Here is a 20,575-nt window from a genome sequence, read left to right as displayed (position 1 = left end):
CCAATTACCAATTACCAATTACCAATTACCAATTACCAATTACCAATTACCAATTACCAATTACCAATTACCAATTACCAATTATTAACAGAATTTTTTATGTTGTTACCCCTTGCTGCCTCAACTTGACTATAGTCTCTACCAACACATCGGGTTGCACAGGTTTAGACAGATGCCGATCGAAACCTGCAGCAAAAGCATGATCGCGGTCTTCATCCCTAGCATAAGCCGTCAGAGCGATCGCCCAAAATTTCCCTGTCTGCGTGTTCAAAGAACGCAGCCTTCGTAGCAGCGAATAGCCGTCTTCCTCCGGCATTCCGATATCGCTGACCACAACATCCGGCCCAAACTGCGAAGCCACCTCAAACGCCTCAGCAGCAGACGATGCAACCCTGACAGCGGCCCCGGAATCCGCCAAGACAAACCTCATAAATTCCCGCGAATCAACCTCGTCATCAACCAGCAAAACCTTAACTCCCAGTAAATTACCAGCGCCAGCCAAAACCTGCGCTTCCTCGCCGGCGATCGAATTTACCTGCATCGCAGGGAGACGGAAAGTAAAAGTCGATCCCATATCCAGTCCCGGACTGCTCGCCCAAACCGTGCCGCCGTGGAGTTCCACCAACTGCCGGACGATCGCCAGACCCAGCCCCAAACCGCTATAATTGCGAGTAATCGTAGCATCTGCTTGGCGGAAAGACTCAAACACGTAAGGCAAAAAATTCGGTGCAACCCCAATTCCCGTGTCGGTAACAGCCAACTCAACCTCCGAATCAACTCTCGAAAGCCGGATTTCAACTCGCCCCCCGCGCGGCGTAAACTTAATCGCATTCGTCAGCAAATTCCAAATTACTTGCTGCAAGCGGCCGGGGTCTCCTGATACCCAAAATTTCGGATTTAACGGAGATTCAGGATTGCCAGAAATCTCCCCGCTTTCGGAAAACTCTGCAGTCTCCCAGCCCGAATCTACAATTGCAAACCGTAAATCGATCGACTTAGCATCGGCGGCCAACCGCACCGTATTCACCGCTGCTTCCACCATCGAAATCAAATTTACCGCACAAGGATTCAAACTCAACTTGCCGCGAATAATTCTAGAAATATCCAGCAAATCATCAATCAATTGAGTTTGCAATTTAGCATTTCGCTCGATCGTTTCTAAAGCCCGCCCAGTAGCAGCCGGACTAAAACTGCGGTGCCGCAGCAGTTGCGCCCAGCCCAAAATCGCGTTTAAGGGCGATCGCAGCTCATGAGAAAGAGTTGCCAAAAACTCATCTTTCATGCGATTTGCCTGCTGAGATTCCTCGTAAAGTCGGGCATTGTCGATCGCCCCCGACACCGCTTGAGCCAACTGCATTAAAATAGTTTCATCATCTTCGGCAAACTCCCCCTCATACTTGTCCGACAACTGAATCAATCCGAGATTTCTGCCGTCCCTAGCCGTCAGCGGTACAGCCAGCCAGCCCCGCATCGGCGGGTGCTTCCCCGCAGCCTTGCCGAACCCCCGCCAGGCCGGGTGAGCCTCTAACTCGCTTTGAGTCATTCGCATCGCCTGTTGCTGCTGGCCAACTTGTTGGTAAATGCCCGTACCGTCTGGTTCTTCGCAGTAATCTTGCCACGCGGCGTATTTTTCTGACATGGAAAACTTGCTAATTCCCGCATCCCAGTTGGCGGCCGGGTTGAGGTTGACCGCTACCTGGTGGACTTCCAGAATTTGGCGGGCGCTATCGGCAGCTAACTGAAGTATTTCTGCCACCGACAGCGTGGAGTTGATAGCAACTGACGCGGAGGTTAACTTTTGCAGGCGACGCAAATACGACCGCTCGCGGACCAACGCGCGGGATCGGTCGTATTCTAACTGTTTGCGATCCGTAATGTCGATCGCCACCCCGAACAGCCGAAGGGGTGTGCCGGATGCGTCAAAAACCACCCGCCCTTTGTCGTGAAGCCAAATCACTGAGCCGTCGGGTCGCACTTTGCGGTATTCCGACTCGTAAACTCCCGTCCCGCTGAGTGCGGCATCCACATCTGCCAAAAACCTTTCACGGTCTTCTGGATGCACCGCATTCTTTTTTTGCTCAAAAGTACCAAAGGTGCTGTCTGGGCCCAAACCCATCTGTGTTTGGGCATTGGACGAACGGCGGACTTCCCCCGATGCCACATCCCAGGTAAAAGCGATCGTATTAGCTGCTTCTAGGGCAAAGCGCAAGTTTTCCTCACTTTCTTGCACCCGGGCTTCCGATAATTTGCGATCAGTAATATCCCAAACCACGCCGCTCGATCGCACCGATTTACCCGTATCATCATCAAAAAACTTGCCCCTACTCGCGATCCAGTGCAAGCTGCCGTCGGGCCAAATGACTCTAAATTCGTATTGGTATTCTATTTTGTTTTCTAAAGCAAAGGCAACAGCCCGGGCGATCGAGGCCTGGTCATCCGGGTGAATGCAGGCAAAAAACGCTTCGTAAGTTCCCGCAAAACTGCCTTTTTCCAACCCCAATAACAGTTCGTGTCCCTCCGACCAAACCACCTCGCCATTTAATAAATTCCAATCCCAAGTTCCCATTTTCGAGGCTTCGATCGCCAACCTCAGCCTTTCCTCCGAAATTGCCAACTGCGCCGAAGTTTTCGCGTAGTTCTCGCGCAACTGCTGTTTTTTCAAGCTTTCCCCCACGGCCCCCGCCAGCCGCTTTAAGTGCCGCCCTTTGAACACGTAATCGCTCAAACCCGCTTTCATAGCTTCGACTGCCACTTGTTCGCTGCCGCTGTCAGTACACATAATTACCGGACAATTCGGGTAGCGGCTGTGAACTTTTTGGAGAATAGTTAATCCGTCGCTCCAGTGCAGTTGGTAGTCGGTAATCACTATATCAAAACCCCCGGCTGCCAGGAAGTGTTCTAGAGTTTGGATATCAATAACGGATTTAATTTCTAAATCGGGAAAAGTTTTCCTCAGTTCTCGCTCGATCATCAGGCGATCGTTCGGGTTGTCGTCGATTAACAGAATAGACAGCATTAGCCTTTGAGTTTGTGTATGGGCGCAAACATTCTTAAATCTAACAATATGTTATTGAGCAATCTCGACAATTTAAATATGTACTTGGTGGGTTAATTAGACTTGTGGCGTTGCTGATTGGCGGTATGGAAAGCTAAATATGCAAGTCATAGAAGCCAGTATCCACAAAGGTTCGGGAGCTTCAACTGATTTTTTCATACCCAGATTAAGCAACACCCAATAAAAACTGGTAAACAGCCACTACAAACCAGAAAATTCGCTAGGTTCCGGCAGTTCGCTATAGTTGAGCCAATACTCGCTAAAACTCTGCATCATTTCCAATAAAGAAGCAAACCCGACCGGTTTAACCAAATAAGAATTCACCCCTAAATCGTAAGCGCGCTTGACATCAAGTGTTTGCCTAGAAGAAGTAAGCATAACCACCGGCAAGCGTTTTAGTTCCGGCTGCTGCCTCAGCCAAACCAGAACTTCGTGACCGGATCGCCTGGGCAATTTCAAGTCTAGTAAAATTATCGCAGGTAAAGGATAGAGATCGCGATCGCTGTATTCTCCGTCCCCATTTAAATAAAAAACCGCTGCATCTCCATCTCGCACAATTTGCAGCGAAGTATTAGCAAAAGTCTCATGGCGAAATGCCCGCTGCATCAATAGAATATCAACGGGGTTATCTTCCACCAGCAAAATCGTCTGCGTTTGGGTCATGCTTCCTCAGTTGTATCCAAAATCGACTGCCTTGTCCTAGTTGAGATTCCACTCCAACTTGACCGCCCATGCGATCGACTCCTTTTTTTACAATAGCTAATCCTATACCAGTTCCGGGGTAAGATTCGATACCGTGCAGCCGTTCAAAAACCCGAAAAATGCGTTTTTGATGTTCGGGAGCAATACCGATGCCGTTGTCTTCTACCCAAAGACGGATGATGGGGACTGGCAATAGGCAACTGGCCATCAGTAACTGGGAATTTTCCCACTGTCCCACAGTTTGCCTTTCCAATTTTCTCGCTATATCCCTGTCTGTCTCTCCCTCTTGAGGCAGCTCAAGTTCCTCGGCCCCTATCTGCACTTGGGGTGGTGCGCCTTCCACAAATTTTATGGCATTGGTGAGCAGATTGGCGATTACTTGAACTAAAGTAACGCGGTGGGCAATTACCGCAGGCAAGGGTGATTGAACAATGATTTGAGCGTGCCTGGATGTAGCGTCAGCTTTTACCATAGCAATTGCCTCGGCCACAGCAGACTCTAAGTCTAAAACTTGCAGCGATAAATCACTGCGGCTGAGGCGGCTGTAAGCTAGCAAATCTTCGATTAATTCTTCTAGTTGTTGCCCAGAATTAACAATTTGCTGGGCGTATTCTTGACCAAGTTCGTCGAGGATGTCACGGTAATCTTCTAATAAAGCTTCAGCCAATCCCTGCATTCCCCGCAGGGGAGCCCGCAAATCGTGGGCAACGGTATAGGCGAAAGCTTCTAATTCTTCGTTAGCTGCTTGAAGTTGATTGGTGCGGAGTTCCACTCGCCGTTCTAAGGTAGCGTTGAGCATCCGAATTTCCGCTTCTGCTTGTTTGCGCGCAGTTATGTCAATGGCGGTACTAATTACTAAACTTCTGCCGTCGGAAAGCTGGCCTAAAGGTGCGGAATAAAAGTCCCAAATGCGAGTTTCGCCGCTGGCTGTGGCAATCATATATTCGCCTTCAGAAATGCGGCTGTTTAATTGGTGCAGCCGATCGATATCTGCTTGCACTAGCGATTTGCGGTTGTGGTAAGCTTTTTCTGTCCAATCTTCAATTGTGGGAATTTCTGAGTGTTGGTAGCCTGAAAATTCTGTCCAAGCGCTGTTAATTTGCAAAACTTGTCCGTTTTCAGCGTGCAGCATAATTGGCAGCGGTGCGTTGAGAATGGCGAGGCGGAAACGTTCTTCGGTTAATTGTAGGAAGTGGCGATCGTGTTCTAGCTGTTCTAAGAGTTGATTTTGCTTGATTTCGGCATTGTCGCGCAAAGTTCGATCGCGCTTCACCAAATAGTAAACCACCACCATGAACAGGAAATTTACTAAAGTGGCAACGGTAAAAGTCAGGATTGTCAAATTAGCGCTTTTTTTAGATTCTCGGGCGCGCTGCCGCAATAGCTGAGTTTCTTCCGCAGTCATGGCGGCTATCTGCTGCCGAATGGCGCCCATGATTTGCTTTCCCTTACCGGATTTTACTTCCCGCATGGCTGCTTCTAAGTTTTGTTGGCGTCGCAGATTGATCGTTCCTTCAAGTTCGGCTAATTTAGAGTCGATCGCAATTTTCAAGTTGCGAAGGCGCTGTTGCTGCCGCTTATTGTCGGCGGTTAGCTGCTGCAATCCGACTACTTGCTCGTTGATGCGGGCGATCGCGCTGTGATAGGGTTCTAAATACCGTTCTTCTCCCGTCAGCAAATAACCGCGCTGTCCCGTTTCAGCATCTTTTAAGGTAGAAAGCGTGGCTTCGAGTTCGGTTAAAACTCGGTGAGTGTGGCCCACCCAGCGTTCGTTTTCGATTAACTTGAGAGTGTTGCGGTAGGAAGTAGCCGCATTAAAAATCAGCAGCGCCACGGCCATTCCGATACCTGCGGTGATTTGGCGAGTCAGGGATTGTTTCATGAAATGATGGCACGCGAGTCCTGCTTTTTTTTTATTGTAGCGGGATGCAGATTACGCCACTTTTTTGCGCGGGCAGGCAGTCAGCGAAAGCCTACAAATTTAAGTAGCAAATTTGCGATCGATCTTGTTTCTAGTTTAGTCTCCATCTTCCTCGCATCCCCCTTAAGTCGGAGATGACTTAAATCGCTCTCTTGCGTCTCGTGATTCAGGCAAACGCTACACAATCTAGGATAGCCTGAAAAGCTTAATTCGCCTTTTTTTGCATCGATTGTTGTATCGTTCGTGTTGCTTTGGCAGTTTCAAATGGCGGCGTAAAGAAAAGAGTTTTTACCTATTGACTCAAGTTGATTTTTGGGGTATATTTTAGATAATGGGAATAGTGACATAAATTTAAATTTTCTCACTATTCCCATTATAAAATCATACATTGTCAATCTAGCAAAGTCAAGCTTTTTACCCAAAAAAAAAGGCGAATTTTTAATATTTTATTTAAAAAATAATCTTTTAGAGGCAGGGAGAAATTCACAGAGACGATGACGCGGGTGAATAGTATCAGAAATCAGAAATGCGAGCGATCGGGTAATTGGGGAGAATGGGGTTGAAATTATAGCGGTTCTCAAAAAAGTGAGGTATGCCCAATGCCCAATGCCCAATGCCCAATGCCCAATGCCCAATGCCCAATGCCCAATGCCCAATGCCCAATGCCCAGTCGTACCTCATCTTTCTGAGAAAGGCTATAGTTTAACATGGGAATTATATCTTTTTGCCAGTGCGCTCGCCTCGATCGCACTCGCAAAGAGACACTCGCCCTGCACTGAGAAAATTAACTGAGAAAGTTATGATTCCGAGTGCAGTGGCGCAACAATATAATTACACAATCGCAGCCGCTGCTTTCATCGCGAAAATGCGATCGATGGCATCTTCAACAACCTTATCAGGCGTAGAAGCACCCGAAGTCACGCCGACTACAATTTTACCATCCGGTAGCCAACCTTCAGTTACGACCAAATCTCCCCCCAAAGGCTTGTGTTCGATCCGATTTCCCGGTAAAATGCGCTCCGCACAATCAATGTGATAAGAAGGAAGAGTTTTGTCGATCGCAATTTCCTGCAAATGGGTAGTATTAGAAGAATTAAAACCCCCAATCACCAGCATCAAATCCAACTTTTCCTCAACCAAACTCAACATAGCATCTTGCCGTTCCTGAGTCGCATCGCAGATAGTATTAAAACTCAAAAAATGCTCGCTCAAATTCTCCGGCCCGAACTTCCGCATCATCGTTTTTTCAAACAACTTGCCAATATTCTCGGTCTCAGTTTTGAGCATAGTAGTTTGGTTAGCAATCCCGACCATTTCCAAATCCCGATCCGGGTCAAAACCAGCAGAATAAGCCTTACTAAACTTAGCCAGAAACTCAGCGCGATCGCCCCCGTGCAAGATATAATTGCTGACATATTCAGCTTCGTGCCAATTGAGCACAATCAAATACTTATCAGCAAAAGAACTCGTAGCAACAGTTTCCTCATGCTTATACTGACCGTGAATAATCGAAGTGTAATCCTTTTTTTTGTGCTTTTCAACAGTATTCCAAACCTTAGAAACCCAAGGACAAGTAGTATCAACAATCTTACAGCCCTTATCATTAAGCAACTGCATTTCTTGAACACTCGCTCCAAAAGCAGGTAAAATTACCACATCGCCACTATCGACAACAGAAAAATTTTTCTGCCCATTCTCAACAGCAATAAAACCCACCTCCATATCCCGCAAATGCTCATTGACAGACGGATTATGAATAATCTCATTAGTAATCCAAATCCGTTCCGAGGGGAAATGCTGGCGAGTCTCGTAAGCAATAGCTACAGCGCGTTCCACCCCCCAGCAAAAGCCAAAAGCCTGAGCCAGTCGGATCGTGACTGCGCCGCGTTCCAGTCTGTAATTATTGTCGCGAATTTGCTGGATCAGACTGCTTTGATAAGCCGTCTGCATCACATCCGCTACCTCAGCTTCGTGTCCGAAACCCTTGCGGTGGTAGTTTTCAGACTGTTGGAGCGATCGTTTAAAAGCTTTAGTATCCATGCGGTATCGAGTAGAAATCTAGGTTAATTACCTTTGATTTTAGAATGCCTGGGGTGCGATCGGGCTTATTGGCTCAGCAGCGAAGAGGGGATAGGCTATTTATACCTCTTTCTTCGCGCTCTTCGCGCCTTCGCGGTTCGTAAAAAAAAACTTAAAAAAAAGCGTAGAGACCCAGATACCTGGGTCTCTACACGATCGAACTCCCACAGAAAATTAGCTTTAAACCTTCTTCGGCGCAAAAGGAGAACTCGATTCAAACGAACTGAAACCGCCGGCAAAATCCTCACCGTAAGCTTCTTCCCCGTGCAGGCCGATATCCAAACCTTGGTCTTCAGCAGATGAGGGTACTCGCAGTTCCATAAACTGCCCCAAAATTTTCAGGATCGCAAAAGTGCCGACAGCCGCAAACACGTAAGTAGCTAGAACGCCTACAAACTGGGTGACGATTAGCCCCGGATTCCCGGCAAACAGCCCGTCATTTCCGGCAGCGTTAACGGCTTTAGTCGCAAACACGCCAGTCAGAATCGCGCCCACAGTTCCGCCGACGCCGTGAACCGGGAAGGTATCCAAAGAGTCGTCAAATCCCAGCTTAGCCCGGAAACTAACGGCAAAGAAGCAGCAAACCGAAGTAATCGATCCGATCAAAAGCGCTCCCACTGGCAGCACGAATCCAGCCGCAGGTGTGATGCCCACCAATCCCGCTAGGAAACCGCTAGCAATTCCCACTGCTGTCGGTTTGCCTTTGAGCACCCATTCCACAATTGTCCAAGTTAAACCGCCTGCTGCTGTTGAAATCATCGTGGTGACAAAAGCCACTGTTGCTAAAGAACCAGCTCCCAAAGCACTACCACCGTTGAAGCCAAACCAGCCGAACCACAGCATCCCAATTCCCAGCAAGACGTAGGGTACGTTGTGGGGGGTGTGGGGCTTGTTCAAGTGGTCTTTGCGGGGCCCGATCATCCAAGCTGCGACAACCGCAGAAACACCGGAACTGATGTGTACGACTGTGCCGCCGGCAAAGTCCAGAGACCCGATCGCCTGCAGCCAGCCTCTACCCCAAACCCAGTGGGCTAAAGGAGAGTAGATGAAGGTAGACCACAGCAGCACGAACCAGAAATAGGTTTTAAATGTTACCCGTTCGACTATCGCCCCGGAAATCAAGGCGGGAGTGATGATGGCGAACATCATCTGGTAAACCATGAAGACTTGGTGGGGTATTGTCGGTGCGTAGCCGATCGGATCTGGTTTGTCCGCCGTGACGTTGTTCAAGAACATCCAGTCGAAGCCGCCGATGAAGGTTTCGATCCCTTTACCAAAGCCTTCGGACGCTGGAGTGGAAACGTCAAAGGCCAAACTGTAGCCCCACAGCGTCCAGGTGACGCCGATCAGTCCCATCATGACTAAGCTCATCATCATGGTGTTGAGGACGTTGCGCGATCGCACCAGTCCCCCGTAGAAAAACGCCAGCCCTGGTGTCATCAGCAATACCAGTGCTGATGACACCAACATCCAGGCCGTATCGCCGCTATCGATCGGATTCGGCGCCACCGCAGCCGCGGCACCAGCATCTTGAGCTAAGGCATTGCCGGTCAGCGGCACGCTTAACAGCCACAGCGCGATGATGCCGATCGTTAAACTTTTTTTGATCACGTTAGTTGTACCTTCTCATACTCAGCAATTTTCAGGGAAGACCGAGCCGATTTTAGATGCGAGGATTTTAGATGCAATAGTTATTTGGTTTTAAGTCCCTGTTTTAGCGGAACAAATCTTCAATAGATAATTCCCCAATCCTCAACCCCCAGGCTTCGTATAGCCGGACTCATCTAAATTCGTCAACTATCAATCTAATGGTCTATGCCTTTTGGATTGCACCATTTGTACAAACAGTTATTCTGTATCACCCTATACTAAATAGCTAAGTATCATATTTCTTAATCTATCAGTCGATACTTGACATAGCCAGTGATAGCACAGTAGCCGGAGAGGGGGAGAGTTGGGGAGAATATGACTTCATCCTTGATCTTTCTAACTAAGGACTAAGGACTAAGGACTAAGGACTAATGACTAATGACTAAGAGGACTAAGGACTAAGGACTAATGACTCATGACTAATGACTCATGACTAAGGATTAAGGATTAAGGACTAAGGACTAAGGACTAAGGACTAAGGATTAAGGATTAAGGACTAAGGACTAAGGACTAATGACTAATGACTAATGACTCATGACTGTTGACTCATGACTCATGACTGTTGACTGTTGACTCATGACTCATGACTGTTGACTGTTGACTCATGACTCATGACTGTTGACTGTTGACTGTTGACTAATGACTACTGACTACTGACTGTTGACTAATGACTACTGACTACTGACTACTGACTAATGACTACTGACTACTGACTACTGACTACTGACTACTGACTACTGACTACTGACTACTGACTAATAACTCATGACTCATTTTTCAACTGCATCTGATCGAACAGTTGCAGGGCCGATCGCCAAACCAGATAACCTTGATCGTTAAGGTGCAAGCCATCTGTGCTGAGTTCAGTTGGCAAATTGCCGTCAGCATCCGCAAACAGCGGGTACAAATCCAGATACAAAACATTTTCAGAACTAGCAATTTCTTTCAGCCGTCGATTTATTGCCCGAATCCGACTGTTAGGAATTGCCAACAGCCGATCGCGATTTTCCCAAGTAGCTTGTTCCCCGCTGTGGGGCAAAATCGACTGCACAACAACTTGTGCTTTGGGGTGAGCCCAGCGCAAATCGCGAATAATCTGCCGCTGGTTGTCCAAAATCCCTTCGTCGCTGGTTCCCCGCAACAAATCGTTAATCCCAATCATCACAAACACCGTATCCGGGGCAGTTCTATCGAACAACTGCAACCGCTTCAGCAAACCCACCGAAGTCTCCCCCGAAATCCCTTGATTCAGCCAAATTCGATCGACTGGTAACAGCTTGGTCGGAAACCACATACTTAGAGAATCCCCTGCCAAAACACTCAGTCTGGAGGGTCGATTCGCCGCCGCCGCCTCAGCTTCGCGACCCAACTGCGTCACCCACTGCTGGTAAGTCCATTTGTGTCGCGGTCCGGGAACGGGCACGTCTAGCACTGCCTTTGCAGAGATCGCCGGTTGGCCAATTTGTTCCTGGGCCGCTTCTGCCCTCACCGCATCATTCGCCTGAAAGCTTTCTGTCAAGTTGTTTCCCCGCAGCAGTAGTTGAGCTACTGTAAGTATCAGTACCCCGTTCGTCACCAAAGATAGCAAAGCCCAAACCGGAACAGTTTTCGATCGGCTAACTTCCATCCCTAAGAGGGATTTATGAGTTCTACTTCTGCTACCTCCTCCAAACTTCTCCATAAACTCAAGCTATTTGCAGCCATCACACCGAATAATTTGCACTCATTGCTGCATCAAATTTTACCGCTCAATTAAAGCCTCAATTCTTGTAATAATCAAGCACTGTGCTGTGTTGGGCAAGGGCGGCGATGCAGAACTTTGCTTTTTCGCACTACTTTACCATAAAAAATCTGCCTACCAAACTTTCTTGCCATAAATCGGACTTGTCCAACCTGCTGACGGGGACATAAATATATCTAAAACTTACCGAAATTACCCATTTGTGATGCTAAAATCCAAAAATGAAAAAATTAACTATAACTGAAGCAGCCAAAATTAAAGGTGTGAGCGCTTCCACCTTACGCAGGTGGGAAGCCGAAGGCAAGCTAATACCCGAACGCACCGCTAATGGTCACAGACGCTATGACCTAGCTCATCTTCTCGGCTTAAAACCCAACGGCGCTTTAACCATAGCTTACGCTCGGGTTAGCAGTCACAACCAAAAAGATGATTTAGACAGACAAAAACAAGTTTTGGAATTGTTTTGTGCATCTCAGGGGTGGCAATTCCAAATCATTGAGGATGTAGGTTCTGGGGTTAATTACAGTAAGCGGGGTTTACAACATCTAATTCGGGCGATCGCAGACAATCAAGTAGAAAGGTTGGTATTAACTCACAAAGACAGACTGCTGAGATTTGGTTCTGAACTAATTTTTAATTTGTGCGAACACTTTGGGACAGAGGTAGTGATTATAAATCAAACCGAAAATACTAGCTGTGACGAGGATTTAGCTAAAGATATACTAGAAATAATCACTGTTGTCTCCGCCCGCCTTGATGGCAGGAGGAATGCCAAGAACAAGCGCCTCGTTGAAGAACTTAAAGCAATTGGCGATCAACTCTAATCAATACACCAGCTTGCAAATTTCGTTAGTTACAGATGTTCAATTACCAATTACCAATGACTGGCGCACAGGGAGCATCTCATATTTGTAAAAATACTTCTTCTGGCTCCTTCCTTCTTCCTCTTTCCTTCTTCCTCTTTCCTTCTTCCTCTTTCCTTCTTCCTCCTGCCTCCTGCCTCAAAACTCCAATTTCTAGCGGAGGGCTGCTTTCATTGAGATGCTCCCGGCGCACATCTCATGCAATCGAAAACTACTGTATGTAAGGTGTTGCATAATAGCGAGATGATTTTGATTTTTTTGTCGGAGGGACTCTCGTAGCGCGAAGGCGTGTATTTGGACAGCAGGCGGGACACCCCACAACAATCATCCTCAAATTGTGCAACGCCATATGTTAGCCATTAAAGGTCAATTAAAAATAAAAATATGCCCGCGTTCGTATCGAAGATTGAAACGCGAGCACAACGATAGACAGCCATAAGTTGGCGGGTATTTCAGATTCGGGTTTTTCTGAATCAAGCGGTGAATTAGCTGATAAATAGCTAATTTAGGACACGAAAGCTGAATCGATCGAGCGCACGCTCTACTCTACAGTTTGTTAGTCCTTCCCCCAGCATAACCGCCGTAGCCACCCTCAATTCTGTTGTCCAAACTCGTTTCCTTCACAAACCCGGTGTAAGCTTCCATCCCGTGTTCGCCGATATCCAAACCTTCAGCCTCCTCTAAAGCAGAAACGCGGATACCCAGCAAAGCTTTGAGTGCCATCCAAAAAATCGTAGTCAGCAAAACGGTCATCCCGCCTACAGAGATAATGCCGACCAACTGCGCCCAGAGTTGACCGAAACCTCCGCCCACGAGCAATCCGGCTGCCGGGCCTGTGGTATAAAGTCCAGTTGTAGGCCCGTCAGCAAACAAGCCAACTGCCAGAGTTCCCCAGATGCCGCAGACTAAGTGAACTGAAGTTGCGCCTACAGGGTCGTCAATTTTCAAGTTGTCGAAGAAAGTTACTGCGAAAACTACCAGGATACCGGCGATCGTACCGATTATGGCAGAGTTGGGCACGTTGATCCAAGCGCAGCTCGCTGTTACGCCGACTAAGCCGGCAAGGATGCCGTTGATAATCATCGAAAGGTCGGGTTTGCCCAGGTACAGCCAAGCTGTAATGGTTGCAGCAACTCCCCCGAAGGCACCGGCGGTGTTGGTGGTGATCGCAATGTGGGCGATCGCATTTGGATCGACTGCCATTGTCGAACCGGGATTGAACCCGAACCAACCCAACCACAGAATCAAACAGCCCAGGGTGGCAATGCTCATATTGTGTCCCGGCATCGCCACAGTATCGCCGTCGCGGTACTTGCCGATCCGCGGCCCCAAAAATGCCGCTCCCATCAAAGCAGCCCAACCGCCTACCGAGTGAACCACTGTAGAACCGGCAAAATCGTAGAAGCCTGCTTTTGCCAGCCAACCACCGCCCCAAATCCAGTGTCCGGTAATTGGGTAAGCAATGCCTACTAGCAGCAAGCTGAAAATTAAGAAGTCAATGAATTTAACTCGCTCGGCAACTGCTCCAGAAACGATCGTTGCAGCCGTTCCCGCAAAAACTAATTGGAAAAAGAATTTAGCGTTAAGAGGGACTCCCGTCCAGTTTAATGAGTTGAAAATGCCTTGATAAGCGTCTCCTGTGGCGGGGCTGTTGTCAGCTACGTTCCACAGGAAAAATCCGCCGCTGGTGCCGATAAAACCGTTGCCGTTGCTGAACATTAATGCAAAGCCGATCGCCCAAAATGCGATCGTAGAAAGCGCAAAAACAATCAAGTTTTTGGACAGCACGTTGACGGCATTTTTTTGGCGACAAAAACCGGTTTCCAACATACAGAAACCGGCGTTCATAAAGAACACTAGCATCGCCGCCACCATGACCCACATGGTATCCATGCCGACCTTAAGGCTTGCTAATTGTTCCTCGGTGGTTGGCCTGGCAGGGGTTTGGGCTACCGCCGCATATCCCCACACCAAGACGATGATTGCAGCTAAAGGTATGCAGGCTTGCCAACTTGGACTGAGGCGGGCGATCGTCCTTTGTAATTTCTTCAACCTGTTGACTTTCGTAAAAAATTTAGCTGCTGGCAAATTTAAAGCCTCCCGCCTGACTTGTTTCGACTTTTTCTTTCCGACAGTCATTTTAATCACTTTTACCCTCTTTACGGCTAGTAAGCTCAGCAATATTCGGAAAACTTTCCAATCTTACTACAAAAGTTTATTGGATTATTTGTTGAGATTGAGATAGTTATGATAGCCTAGCTCTTCTAGAAGATTTTGTTTTTTCAGTACAGATTCGGACAAAGTTTTGCGGTAATGCAAAACTCGCTCTAGCAATTCTGGCTGATGAGCTGCCAGTATCTGAACTGCCAGCAAGCCAGCATTCTTAGCGTTGCCGATCCCCACTGTGGCTACGGGTATCCCGGCTGGCATTTGCACGATCGAGTACAGCGAATCAACCCCTTGCAGGTGGCGACTCGGTACCGGCACGCCAATTACGGGCAAGGGCGTTAAAGATGCTACCATACCTGGGAGGTGCGCCGCTCCCCCGGCACCTGCGATAATGACTTTCAAGCCTCGCTGGTGAGCGGTTTGGGCGTATTCCACCATGCGATCGGGGGTACGGTGCGCTGAGACGATCGCTACGGAGCAAGCAACGTTGAATTCTTCGCAAACTGCGATCGCATCTTTCATGGTTGGCAAATCCGAATCGCTACCCATGATAATTCCAACTGTCGCTTGATTCATAAAATTTTCCGATTTGAGATTTCAGATAAATGCTAATTTTAAATGATTGCGTTAACTCAAATTTAGATATTTTGTACCAAAACTGACCCTTCAAAGCAATTTTGCCACAATCCCCCGTCTGAGCAGCCCTAGAGCCAGCAAAAAGCAAAAAGCTCCCCCTCCCGATCGACAGCCACCGGACTTATCCGTAGCGAATATTAAATCTAAAATCTAAAATCTAAAATCGGATGACTGAAGCCACAACCCCAACTGCCGCCCCCACAGATATTCTCAATGTTCGCCTCCCCGGTTGCAAGGATTTGCAGATGCTTGCTGTTGACGAAACGGGAATCATTCAAGAAGTTTTGCCGATGGACGCCGTATTTAAACGGATTTGTCCTCCCCATTTGCACGTGCTTGATGTAGCAGGCGATTGGCTTTCTCTGGGCGGTGTTGACTTGCAGATTAACGGCGCCCTGGGTTTTGCTTTTCCCGATTTAGAAAGCAAGCATATTGAAATTTTGCCGAAAATTTGTCAATTTTTGTGGAATCAGGGAGTAGATGCTTTTTTGCCGACTTTGGTGACAACTTCCGTGGATAAGTTTAGGCGATCGCTCTCAACTATAGCTGATTATATCCGCACTGTACAAACCGCTGCCCCCGCAACAATTGAACCCAAAACAGCGGAAATTATTGGAGTTCACCTCGAAGGCCCTTTTCTCAACCCCCAGAAGCGAGGCGCTCACCCAGTTGAGTTTTTGTTACCGCTAACTATAGAAAATGTCAAGCAAGTTTTAGGAGATTGTGCCGATATTGTCAAAATAATTACTTTAGCGCCGGAGTTAGACAGCACTGGCGAAGTCATTTCCTATTTGCAAAGTTTGGGAATTTCCGTCAGTCTCGGACACTCCCAAGCGACGGCAGAGCAAGCGCAGCAAGCATTTGAGCGGGGAGCTTCAATGGTAACTCACGCTTTTAATGCGATGCCGAGTTTGCACCACAGAGAACCGGGTTTGTTGGGAGCGGCGATTGTTTATCCGGGGGTAAAATGCGGTTTAATTGCTGACGGAAAACACGTTTCTCCGACAATGATTGATTTTTTGCTACGCGCTGGTAGGTATCAAAAAGGCGTTTTTTTAGTGAGCGATGCTTTGGCTCCTTTGGGTTTGCCTGACGGTGTTTATCCTTGGGATTCCCGACAAATTGAAGTCAGAAAAGGTACAGCTTGGGTAAGATTAGATTATCACTCGGCCCTGGAATCGGCTACTTTGGCGGGTACAACTCTGCCGCTGTTGGCGGGAGTTCAGAATTTGGTGGAGTGGGGGATTTGCGATGCCGAAAGTGCGATCGCCCTGGCAACTGAATCTCCAAGAAGGGCGATCGGACTTTCGGGAATTATCGGCAATTCGGCAACTCAATTATTGCGCTGGCATTTAAATGAACCGACAAAAGAATTGGCTTGGCATCGGTTGTTTTAAGTGGTTCCATTTAGTTTCCATGCCATTAGTTTCTCGCGCAGTAGAGTTCGTAGTGAGGACGAAGAGTCCTGATGCTAAGCGCTGCTAGCAATTCGGTGTTCTCGGCAAGTTCGATCGTAAATATGATTTAATTCCACAGCCAAGCAAATCTCGCCCCGCAGCCACAGCGGTAAAACAGGGATCTCGCAGCCCACAGCCAGTTTTTCCTGCCAAATATCGAGGCATTGGTTGCCGTCTCGCTCGATCGGTCGATAAGCTGTAGCATAGAGTTCAGCGTCGAAGGGCGAAGCGCTTCCTCCCGCCAGACGGGCTAACAATTCATTATGAAGATTTGCCTTCCTTCCCGTCACAACATCAACTATTACCAACCCAATTCCCTGGCGCAAATACGTTTCGCACTTACAAACAAAAGCACCGCGATGAGTAGAACGAACTTTGTTGGCAGGACTTACTAATTCAATTGCACCGGCTAATACCGGGCCGGATTCAGTGTTAAAAATACTGACTTGCACGGTTTCCGCAGCAGTTAGAAAAGGCACGCTTTGGGCTGGGGGTGACATCCAATTGTTTGGGAAATCTATTGGCAAACGAATTACCGTCTCTGGACAATCAAACTCCGGTAGAGGTTCCTCAAAAACTGCTACATCAATTTCAATCCCAAACTGCACGTTGGGCTCGGCAAAGTAATTTGCGGGTAATTTGGCATTCAAATCCGATGCAATGTAAGTCGCCCAGGCGTTGTGAAAGGCGTGCCAGTTACGGCAAACCGACAGCGGCGGGCGGAAATGATCTTGTAGCACCATATTTTTTTAATTTAGGGCTGATTAAAATTCTCGCTCGAATGCGCGATCTGCTGAACTCGGTTTTTATGGAATTAGTTTCTCAATTCGGGATTGTGCGAGTTGCGATCGCCGGTATAAGTAAATCTAACTCAATTTAATTGGGTGGGGAGTGTCAATCGATTTTAGATTTTAGATTTTAGATTTTAGATTAAAGAATTGAAAATTGAAGAACTGACCCCACTGATAAATCCGGGGGTGCCGGACTAAATTACTTTCGGTCAACAATAACTGTCGCTGCGGCTTTATAATATTTAACCGTTGGCAATAACTCAGCAGCAGGCAGATCGATGAATTTGGTAGACGACAAGACTATAGTTAGACAGTATTTTAACTCGACGGGATTCGATCGGTGGCAGCGAATTTACGGCGACGGCAAAGTCAATAAAGTTCAGCTAGACATCCGCACCGGGCACCAGAAAACGGTGGATACAGTCATCGAATGGCTGCAAGCTGACGGCAATTTACCCGGGCTTTGTGTCTGCGATGCCGGCTGCGGTGTGGGATCTCTGAGTATTCCTCTGGCTGAGGCTGGGGCGATTGTTTGCGCTAGCGATATCTCTGAAAAGATGGTAGCAGAAGCCTACGCTCGATCGACAGCCGTTCCCGGCAAGCTCTATAACATCTCCTTCGCCGCCCAAGATTTGGAAGCTTTAACGGGCAAATTTCACACTGTCATTTGTTTGGACGTGCTGATCCACTATCCTCAAGATAAGGCTGCGGAAATGATTGCTCACCTAAGTTCGATCGCCCAATCGCGACTAATTCTCAGTTTTGCCCCCAAAACTTTAGCACTCACCGCCCTCAAAAAATTTGGCGAACTTTTCCCAGGGCCGAGCAAAACTACCCGCGCTTACCAGCACCGCGAAGCTGATATTATCAAAATCCTAGAAAACAATGGTTTTGTGATTAACAGAACAGCGATGACTAGCACTAGCTTTTACTATTCTCGCTTGCTGGAAGCTGTGCGGAAATAGGTTAAAAATATCTGCCAATTCTGAGGTCAGTTTAGATCGTTTATTAGCGTAGTGGGGAGGGTTTATACAATTTGTTGGTGGGGTGGGGGCGGGTTTATATAATTTGTTGATGGGTGTCAAAAATTTTGGCGAACCCGCCCCTACAGGTCTGGTAAAATATTCCTATAAATTTGTAGAGGCGGGTTCACCGATGATTTTCGTCACCCACAGATCGTCTTTATAAACCCGCCCTAACCCAACTATGAAAGTCTGTACAACAAAGATAGGGGAAGGTATTGACAGGTTAAATTAAATGCTGTAGATTATTATTAATTGACGGGAAGTACACCCACAAGCATCTATCCTGTACGGCTGGGATGGTCGGCAGTGTCGTAATTTCAAGCATCGTAATTTCAAACAATTGAATACAGTCCGAGACGATTGTGAATTTCGCGGGGCTGGGGAAGTGGTGATTACGCATTATGTGCGTGCGATCGACCATTCTCTGGCTCTTTGTTTTTTGGTCAACAATTAGCTTTTTTGAGGAGATCGGATTATGAAATGGCTAATAGATGATGAGTTTTTCGGTACTGAAGTGGGTACGGATGTCGAGGATCGCGATTTGAATATGATAGGTGCGATCGCCCAGAATTCCCTCAGCAGTTTGGCGACAACTCCAGATTTTCTGCCTAAGATGCAGGTAGCATTCGGCAATAGCTTTGATGTTGAGAAAGCTGTCAAGTTAGCATCAGCTTGGGCACAGGGAGATTTTAGCGAATTTCCAGAGATTGAGATTCGTTCCGAAGCTGAAATTAATGGTGCTTTGGGTGCGTTTGCGGCTGCGACTGGGAAGATTTATCTGTCGCGGGAATTCCTTGCCAAAAATGCGGGGAATGTTACGGCGGTTGCGGGTGTTTTGCGGGAAGAGTTTGGGCATTTTGTTGATTCGCAGATTAATCGTGTTGATGCGATCGGGGATGAGGGGGAGATTTTTTCGGATTTAGTTCAAGGTAAGGCGTTGAGTCAGGGGGAATTGGCGGGGTTGAAGGGTGAGGATGATTCGGCGGTGGTTGTTTTGGATGAGGAATTGAGGGCGATAGAGCAGGCTAATGGTAGCAATACCTGTGATCAAAAAGTTCCAGTTTACGTCTTTTACATAAATGGTATCAGAACCACTAGAACGGAATACAATGGGCGAGATTGGCCAGCAGTTGTAAATTTAGTCAATCAATCAATTGCAGGACAACAAAACAAAGTAGAATTAATTTTTCAAAATGATAATGATCCTGAAAAAAATAGTGATACTTACAACCAATCAGGTATCGATCCTGACTCTACTCTCAGTGAATTTGCAAATAATTTAGGAAAGTTACAAAAGTTTAACTTTATTGGAAAAGTAATTCCCCAAGCAAAAATTGTTTTCGAGTCTATAAAGGGCGTGCAGCAATTCACAGAAGTATTGCGAGAGGCGGGAGGTGGCGATGTACCTATACAATCTATTCTACAAGGTGTCAGTCCTTTTGCAGACAAGGAGGGTGCAGCTTTTACCAACGATGTTATCAATAAAATCAAGAACATTGACAGCGAACGTAAGAATGAAGCTAAAGAAACTTGCTGCGACACCCCTCAGCCAAAGTTTTTAATTATTTCTCACTCTCAATGTAACTTTTTTGCCTAGAATATCGCCAGAGACTTGCCTCCTGAAATTCAGGAGAGAACTAAAATATTATGGTTCTACCGAACCTAGTATGTAAGAAATCGCGGAAACGCTTATGTAGAGATAGTTTGCCTAAAAATTAATAAGCTGTTGCACATTTAAACTGTGATACAAGCATTGCCCTTATTTTTGATTTTGCGACCCCATTTAATTATTAATTCTCCTTCATTTAAGAGACGATGCAATAAATACTCTAGCTCTTCAATTGATGTATAAACTCGATTGGCAATATATTCTTTTGTCGAATGCCATACTAATTCAGCTAAGTTATAGTCTGGGCTGTATTCCGGGAGGAACTCTAAATGAAGATTAGGCATTTCTGTTTCAACTTTTTTCAGGTACTCTTCTTTTTTATGAAAACTAGCATTATCAAGAACAATCACTATTTTCGCTCCTTTTTCAGCAAATTCTGAGGCTTGATTACCTGCTGATACCCATTCATTGATTAGCTCTTCATAAAAGAGTTTTAGCACTTGATAAAAATTATATGAATTACCTTTATTTAGGAACTCTACCCACCTTTTTTTATCCGAATTCCTCACTCCTCCCATTACATTGACTCTGCCTTTTCTCCGGTCTACTCGGACCTTTTTTCGGCTGCCTTTTTTACACCAGTTCTTTCTTCGGGTGACTCTTAAACTAAATCCACTCTCGTCCCAAAACCATACCTGTAATCGTTCCGGCGATTCTTTTTCTATTTTTAAATATTCGGCTATTTTTATTTTAAACGCTGTTCTTTTTTCCGGATTTCTCTTCGACTCTAGGCGATACTTCAATACGGTTCACTTAAGGTCGAACAAGTGGTACACTAGGTATGATGTATAAAAAAGTAAATCAAGTATAGTGCCGT

At 46.8% G+C, this 20,575-nt stretch carries 15 protein-coding genes and 1 pseudogene; 4 read left to right on the top strand and 12 right to left on the bottom strand.

What is annotated here, in order from left to right; translation table 11 throughout:
- Window positions 1–97 precede the first annotated feature (97 nt).
- The 7 genes from QUA16_RS26250 to QUA16_RS26220 all read right to left on the bottom strand — a co-directional run bounded on the left by QUA16_RS26250 (window position 98) and on the right by QUA16_RS26220 (window position 11,088).
- Window positions 98–3,016 carry a response regulator gene (locus tag QUA16_RS26250; RefSeq protein ID WP_333107123.1) on the bottom strand — a complete coding sequence of 973 codons (2,919 nt, stop codon included), beginning with the start codon at window positions 3,014–3,016 and terminating at the stop codon, window positions 98–100.
- Between the two features lie 240 nt (window positions 3,017–3,256).
- A complete protein-coding gene (locus QUA16_RS26245) occupies window positions 3,257–3,718 on the bottom strand; it encodes a response regulator (RefSeq protein ID WP_333107121.1) in 462 nt (153 codons plus the stop codon).
- Window positions 3,681–5,639 (bottom strand): CHASE3 domain-containing protein, encoded by a 1,959-nt coding sequence (locus QUA16_RS26240; RefSeq protein WP_333107119.1) that lies wholly within the window; start codon window positions 5,637–5,639, stop codon window positions 3,681–3,683. Before QUA16_RS26240 ends, QUA16_RS26245 begins: the two co-directional genes overlap by 38 nt.
- Window positions 5,640–6,191: 552 nt before the next feature.
- Window positions 6,192–6,359: a hypothetical protein gene (locus QUA16_RS26235; RefSeq protein ID WP_333107118.1), complete on the bottom strand. Its 168-nt coding sequence runs from the start codon at window positions 6,357–6,359 to the stop codon at window positions 6,192–6,194.
- A 150-nt stretch (window positions 6,360–6,509) separates the two neighbouring features.
- Window positions 6,510–7,718 carry a 4-hydroxy-3-methylbut-2-enyl diphosphate reductase gene (locus QUA16_RS26230; RefSeq protein ID WP_333107116.1) on the bottom strand — a complete coding sequence of 403 codons (1,209 nt, stop codon included), beginning with the start codon at window positions 7,716–7,718 and terminating at the stop codon, window positions 6,510–6,512.
- Between the two features lie 219 nt (window positions 7,719–7,937).
- Window positions 7,938–9,365, bottom strand: coding sequence for an ammonium transporter (locus QUA16_RS26225; RefSeq protein WP_445252201.1), 1,428 nt, complete (start codon window positions 9,363–9,365; stop codon window positions 7,938–7,940).
- 805 nt (window positions 9,366–10,170) lie between these two features.
- Entirely contained in the window at window positions 10,171–11,088 is a 918-nt protein-coding gene (locus tag QUA16_RS26220) for an SGNH/GDSL hydrolase family protein (protein ID WP_333107114.1), read from the bottom strand.
- 281 nt (window positions 11,089–11,369) lie between these two features.
- Between QUA16_RS26220 and QUA16_RS26215 the strand changes: the two genes are divergently transcribed.
- Window positions 11,370–11,972 (top strand): IS607 family transposase, encoded by a 603-nt coding sequence (locus tag QUA16_RS26215; RefSeq protein ID WP_333107113.1) that lies wholly within the window; start codon window positions 11,370–11,372, stop codon window positions 11,970–11,972.
- A gap of 79 nt (window positions 11,973–12,051) precedes the next feature.
- Here QUA16_RS26215 and QUA16_RS26210 read toward each other — a convergent pair whose 3' ends face one another.
- From QUA16_RS26210 to purE, 3 genes are all read right to left on the bottom strand, one after another.
- The gene (locus QUA16_RS26210; protein ID WP_333107111.1) at window positions 12,052–12,204 is read right to left on the bottom strand and encodes a hypothetical protein; all 153 of its coding nucleotides are present in this window, start codon (window positions 12,202–12,204) and stop codon (window positions 12,052–12,054) included.
- 353 nt (window positions 12,205–12,557) lie between these two features.
- On the bottom strand, window positions 12,558–14,150 hold the full coding sequence (locus QUA16_RS26205; RefSeq protein ID WP_333107109.1) for an ammonium transporter: 1,593 nt from the start codon (window positions 14,148–14,150) through the stop codon (window positions 12,558–12,560).
- Between the two features lie 84 nt (window positions 14,151–14,234).
- A complete protein-coding gene (gene purE, locus QUA16_RS26200; RefSeq protein ID WP_333107108.1) occupies window positions 14,235–14,756 on the bottom strand; it encodes a 5-(carboxyamino)imidazole ribonucleotide mutase in 522 nt (173 codons plus the stop codon).
- A 227-nt stretch (window positions 14,757–14,983) separates the two neighbouring features.
- Between purE and nagA the strand changes: the two genes are divergently transcribed.
- Window positions 14,984–16,213: an N-acetylglucosamine-6-phosphate deacetylase gene (gene nagA / locus QUA16_RS26195; protein WP_333107106.1), complete on the top strand. Its 1,230-nt coding sequence runs from the start codon at window positions 14,984–14,986 to the stop codon at window positions 16,211–16,213.
- A 74-nt stretch (window positions 16,214–16,287) separates the two neighbouring features.
- Here the strand turns inward: nagA and QUA16_RS26190 are convergent, their stop codons facing one another.
- Window positions 16,288–17,016, bottom strand: a complete 729-nt coding sequence (locus QUA16_RS26190) for a DUF4058 family protein (RefSeq protein WP_333107104.1) — start codon at window positions 17,014–17,016, stop codon at window positions 16,288–16,290.
- Between the two features lie 326 nt (window positions 17,017–17,342).
- On the opposite strand from QUA16_RS26190, the gene bchM reads away from it, so the two are divergent.
- Window positions 17,343–18,029, top strand: a complete 687-nt coding sequence (gene bchM / locus QUA16_RS26185) for a magnesium protoporphyrin IX methyltransferase (RefSeq protein WP_333107102.1) — start codon at window positions 17,343–17,345, stop codon at window positions 18,027–18,029.
- A 535-nt stretch (window positions 18,030–18,564) separates the two neighbouring features.
- Window positions 18,565–19,686, top strand: coding sequence for a hypothetical protein (locus QUA16_RS26180; RefSeq protein WP_333107100.1), 1,122 nt, complete (start codon window positions 18,565–18,567; stop codon window positions 19,684–19,686).
- 137 nt (window positions 19,687–19,823) lie between these two features.
- Here QUA16_RS26180 and QUA16_RS26175 read toward each other — a convergent pair.
- Window positions 19,824–20,498: pseudogene (locus tag QUA16_RS26175) on the bottom strand (IS630 family transposase); the annotation flags it as partial.
- Window positions 20,499–20,575: the final 77 nt, after the last annotated feature.

Source organism: Microcoleus sp. S13_C3, from assembly GCF_036700905.1.
In the GTDB taxonomy this organism is placed as follows: domain Bacteria; phylum Cyanobacteriota; class Cyanobacteriia; order Cyanobacteriales; family Microcoleaceae; genus Microcoleus.
This window is presented reverse-complemented; position numbering and strand designations above follow the sequence as displayed.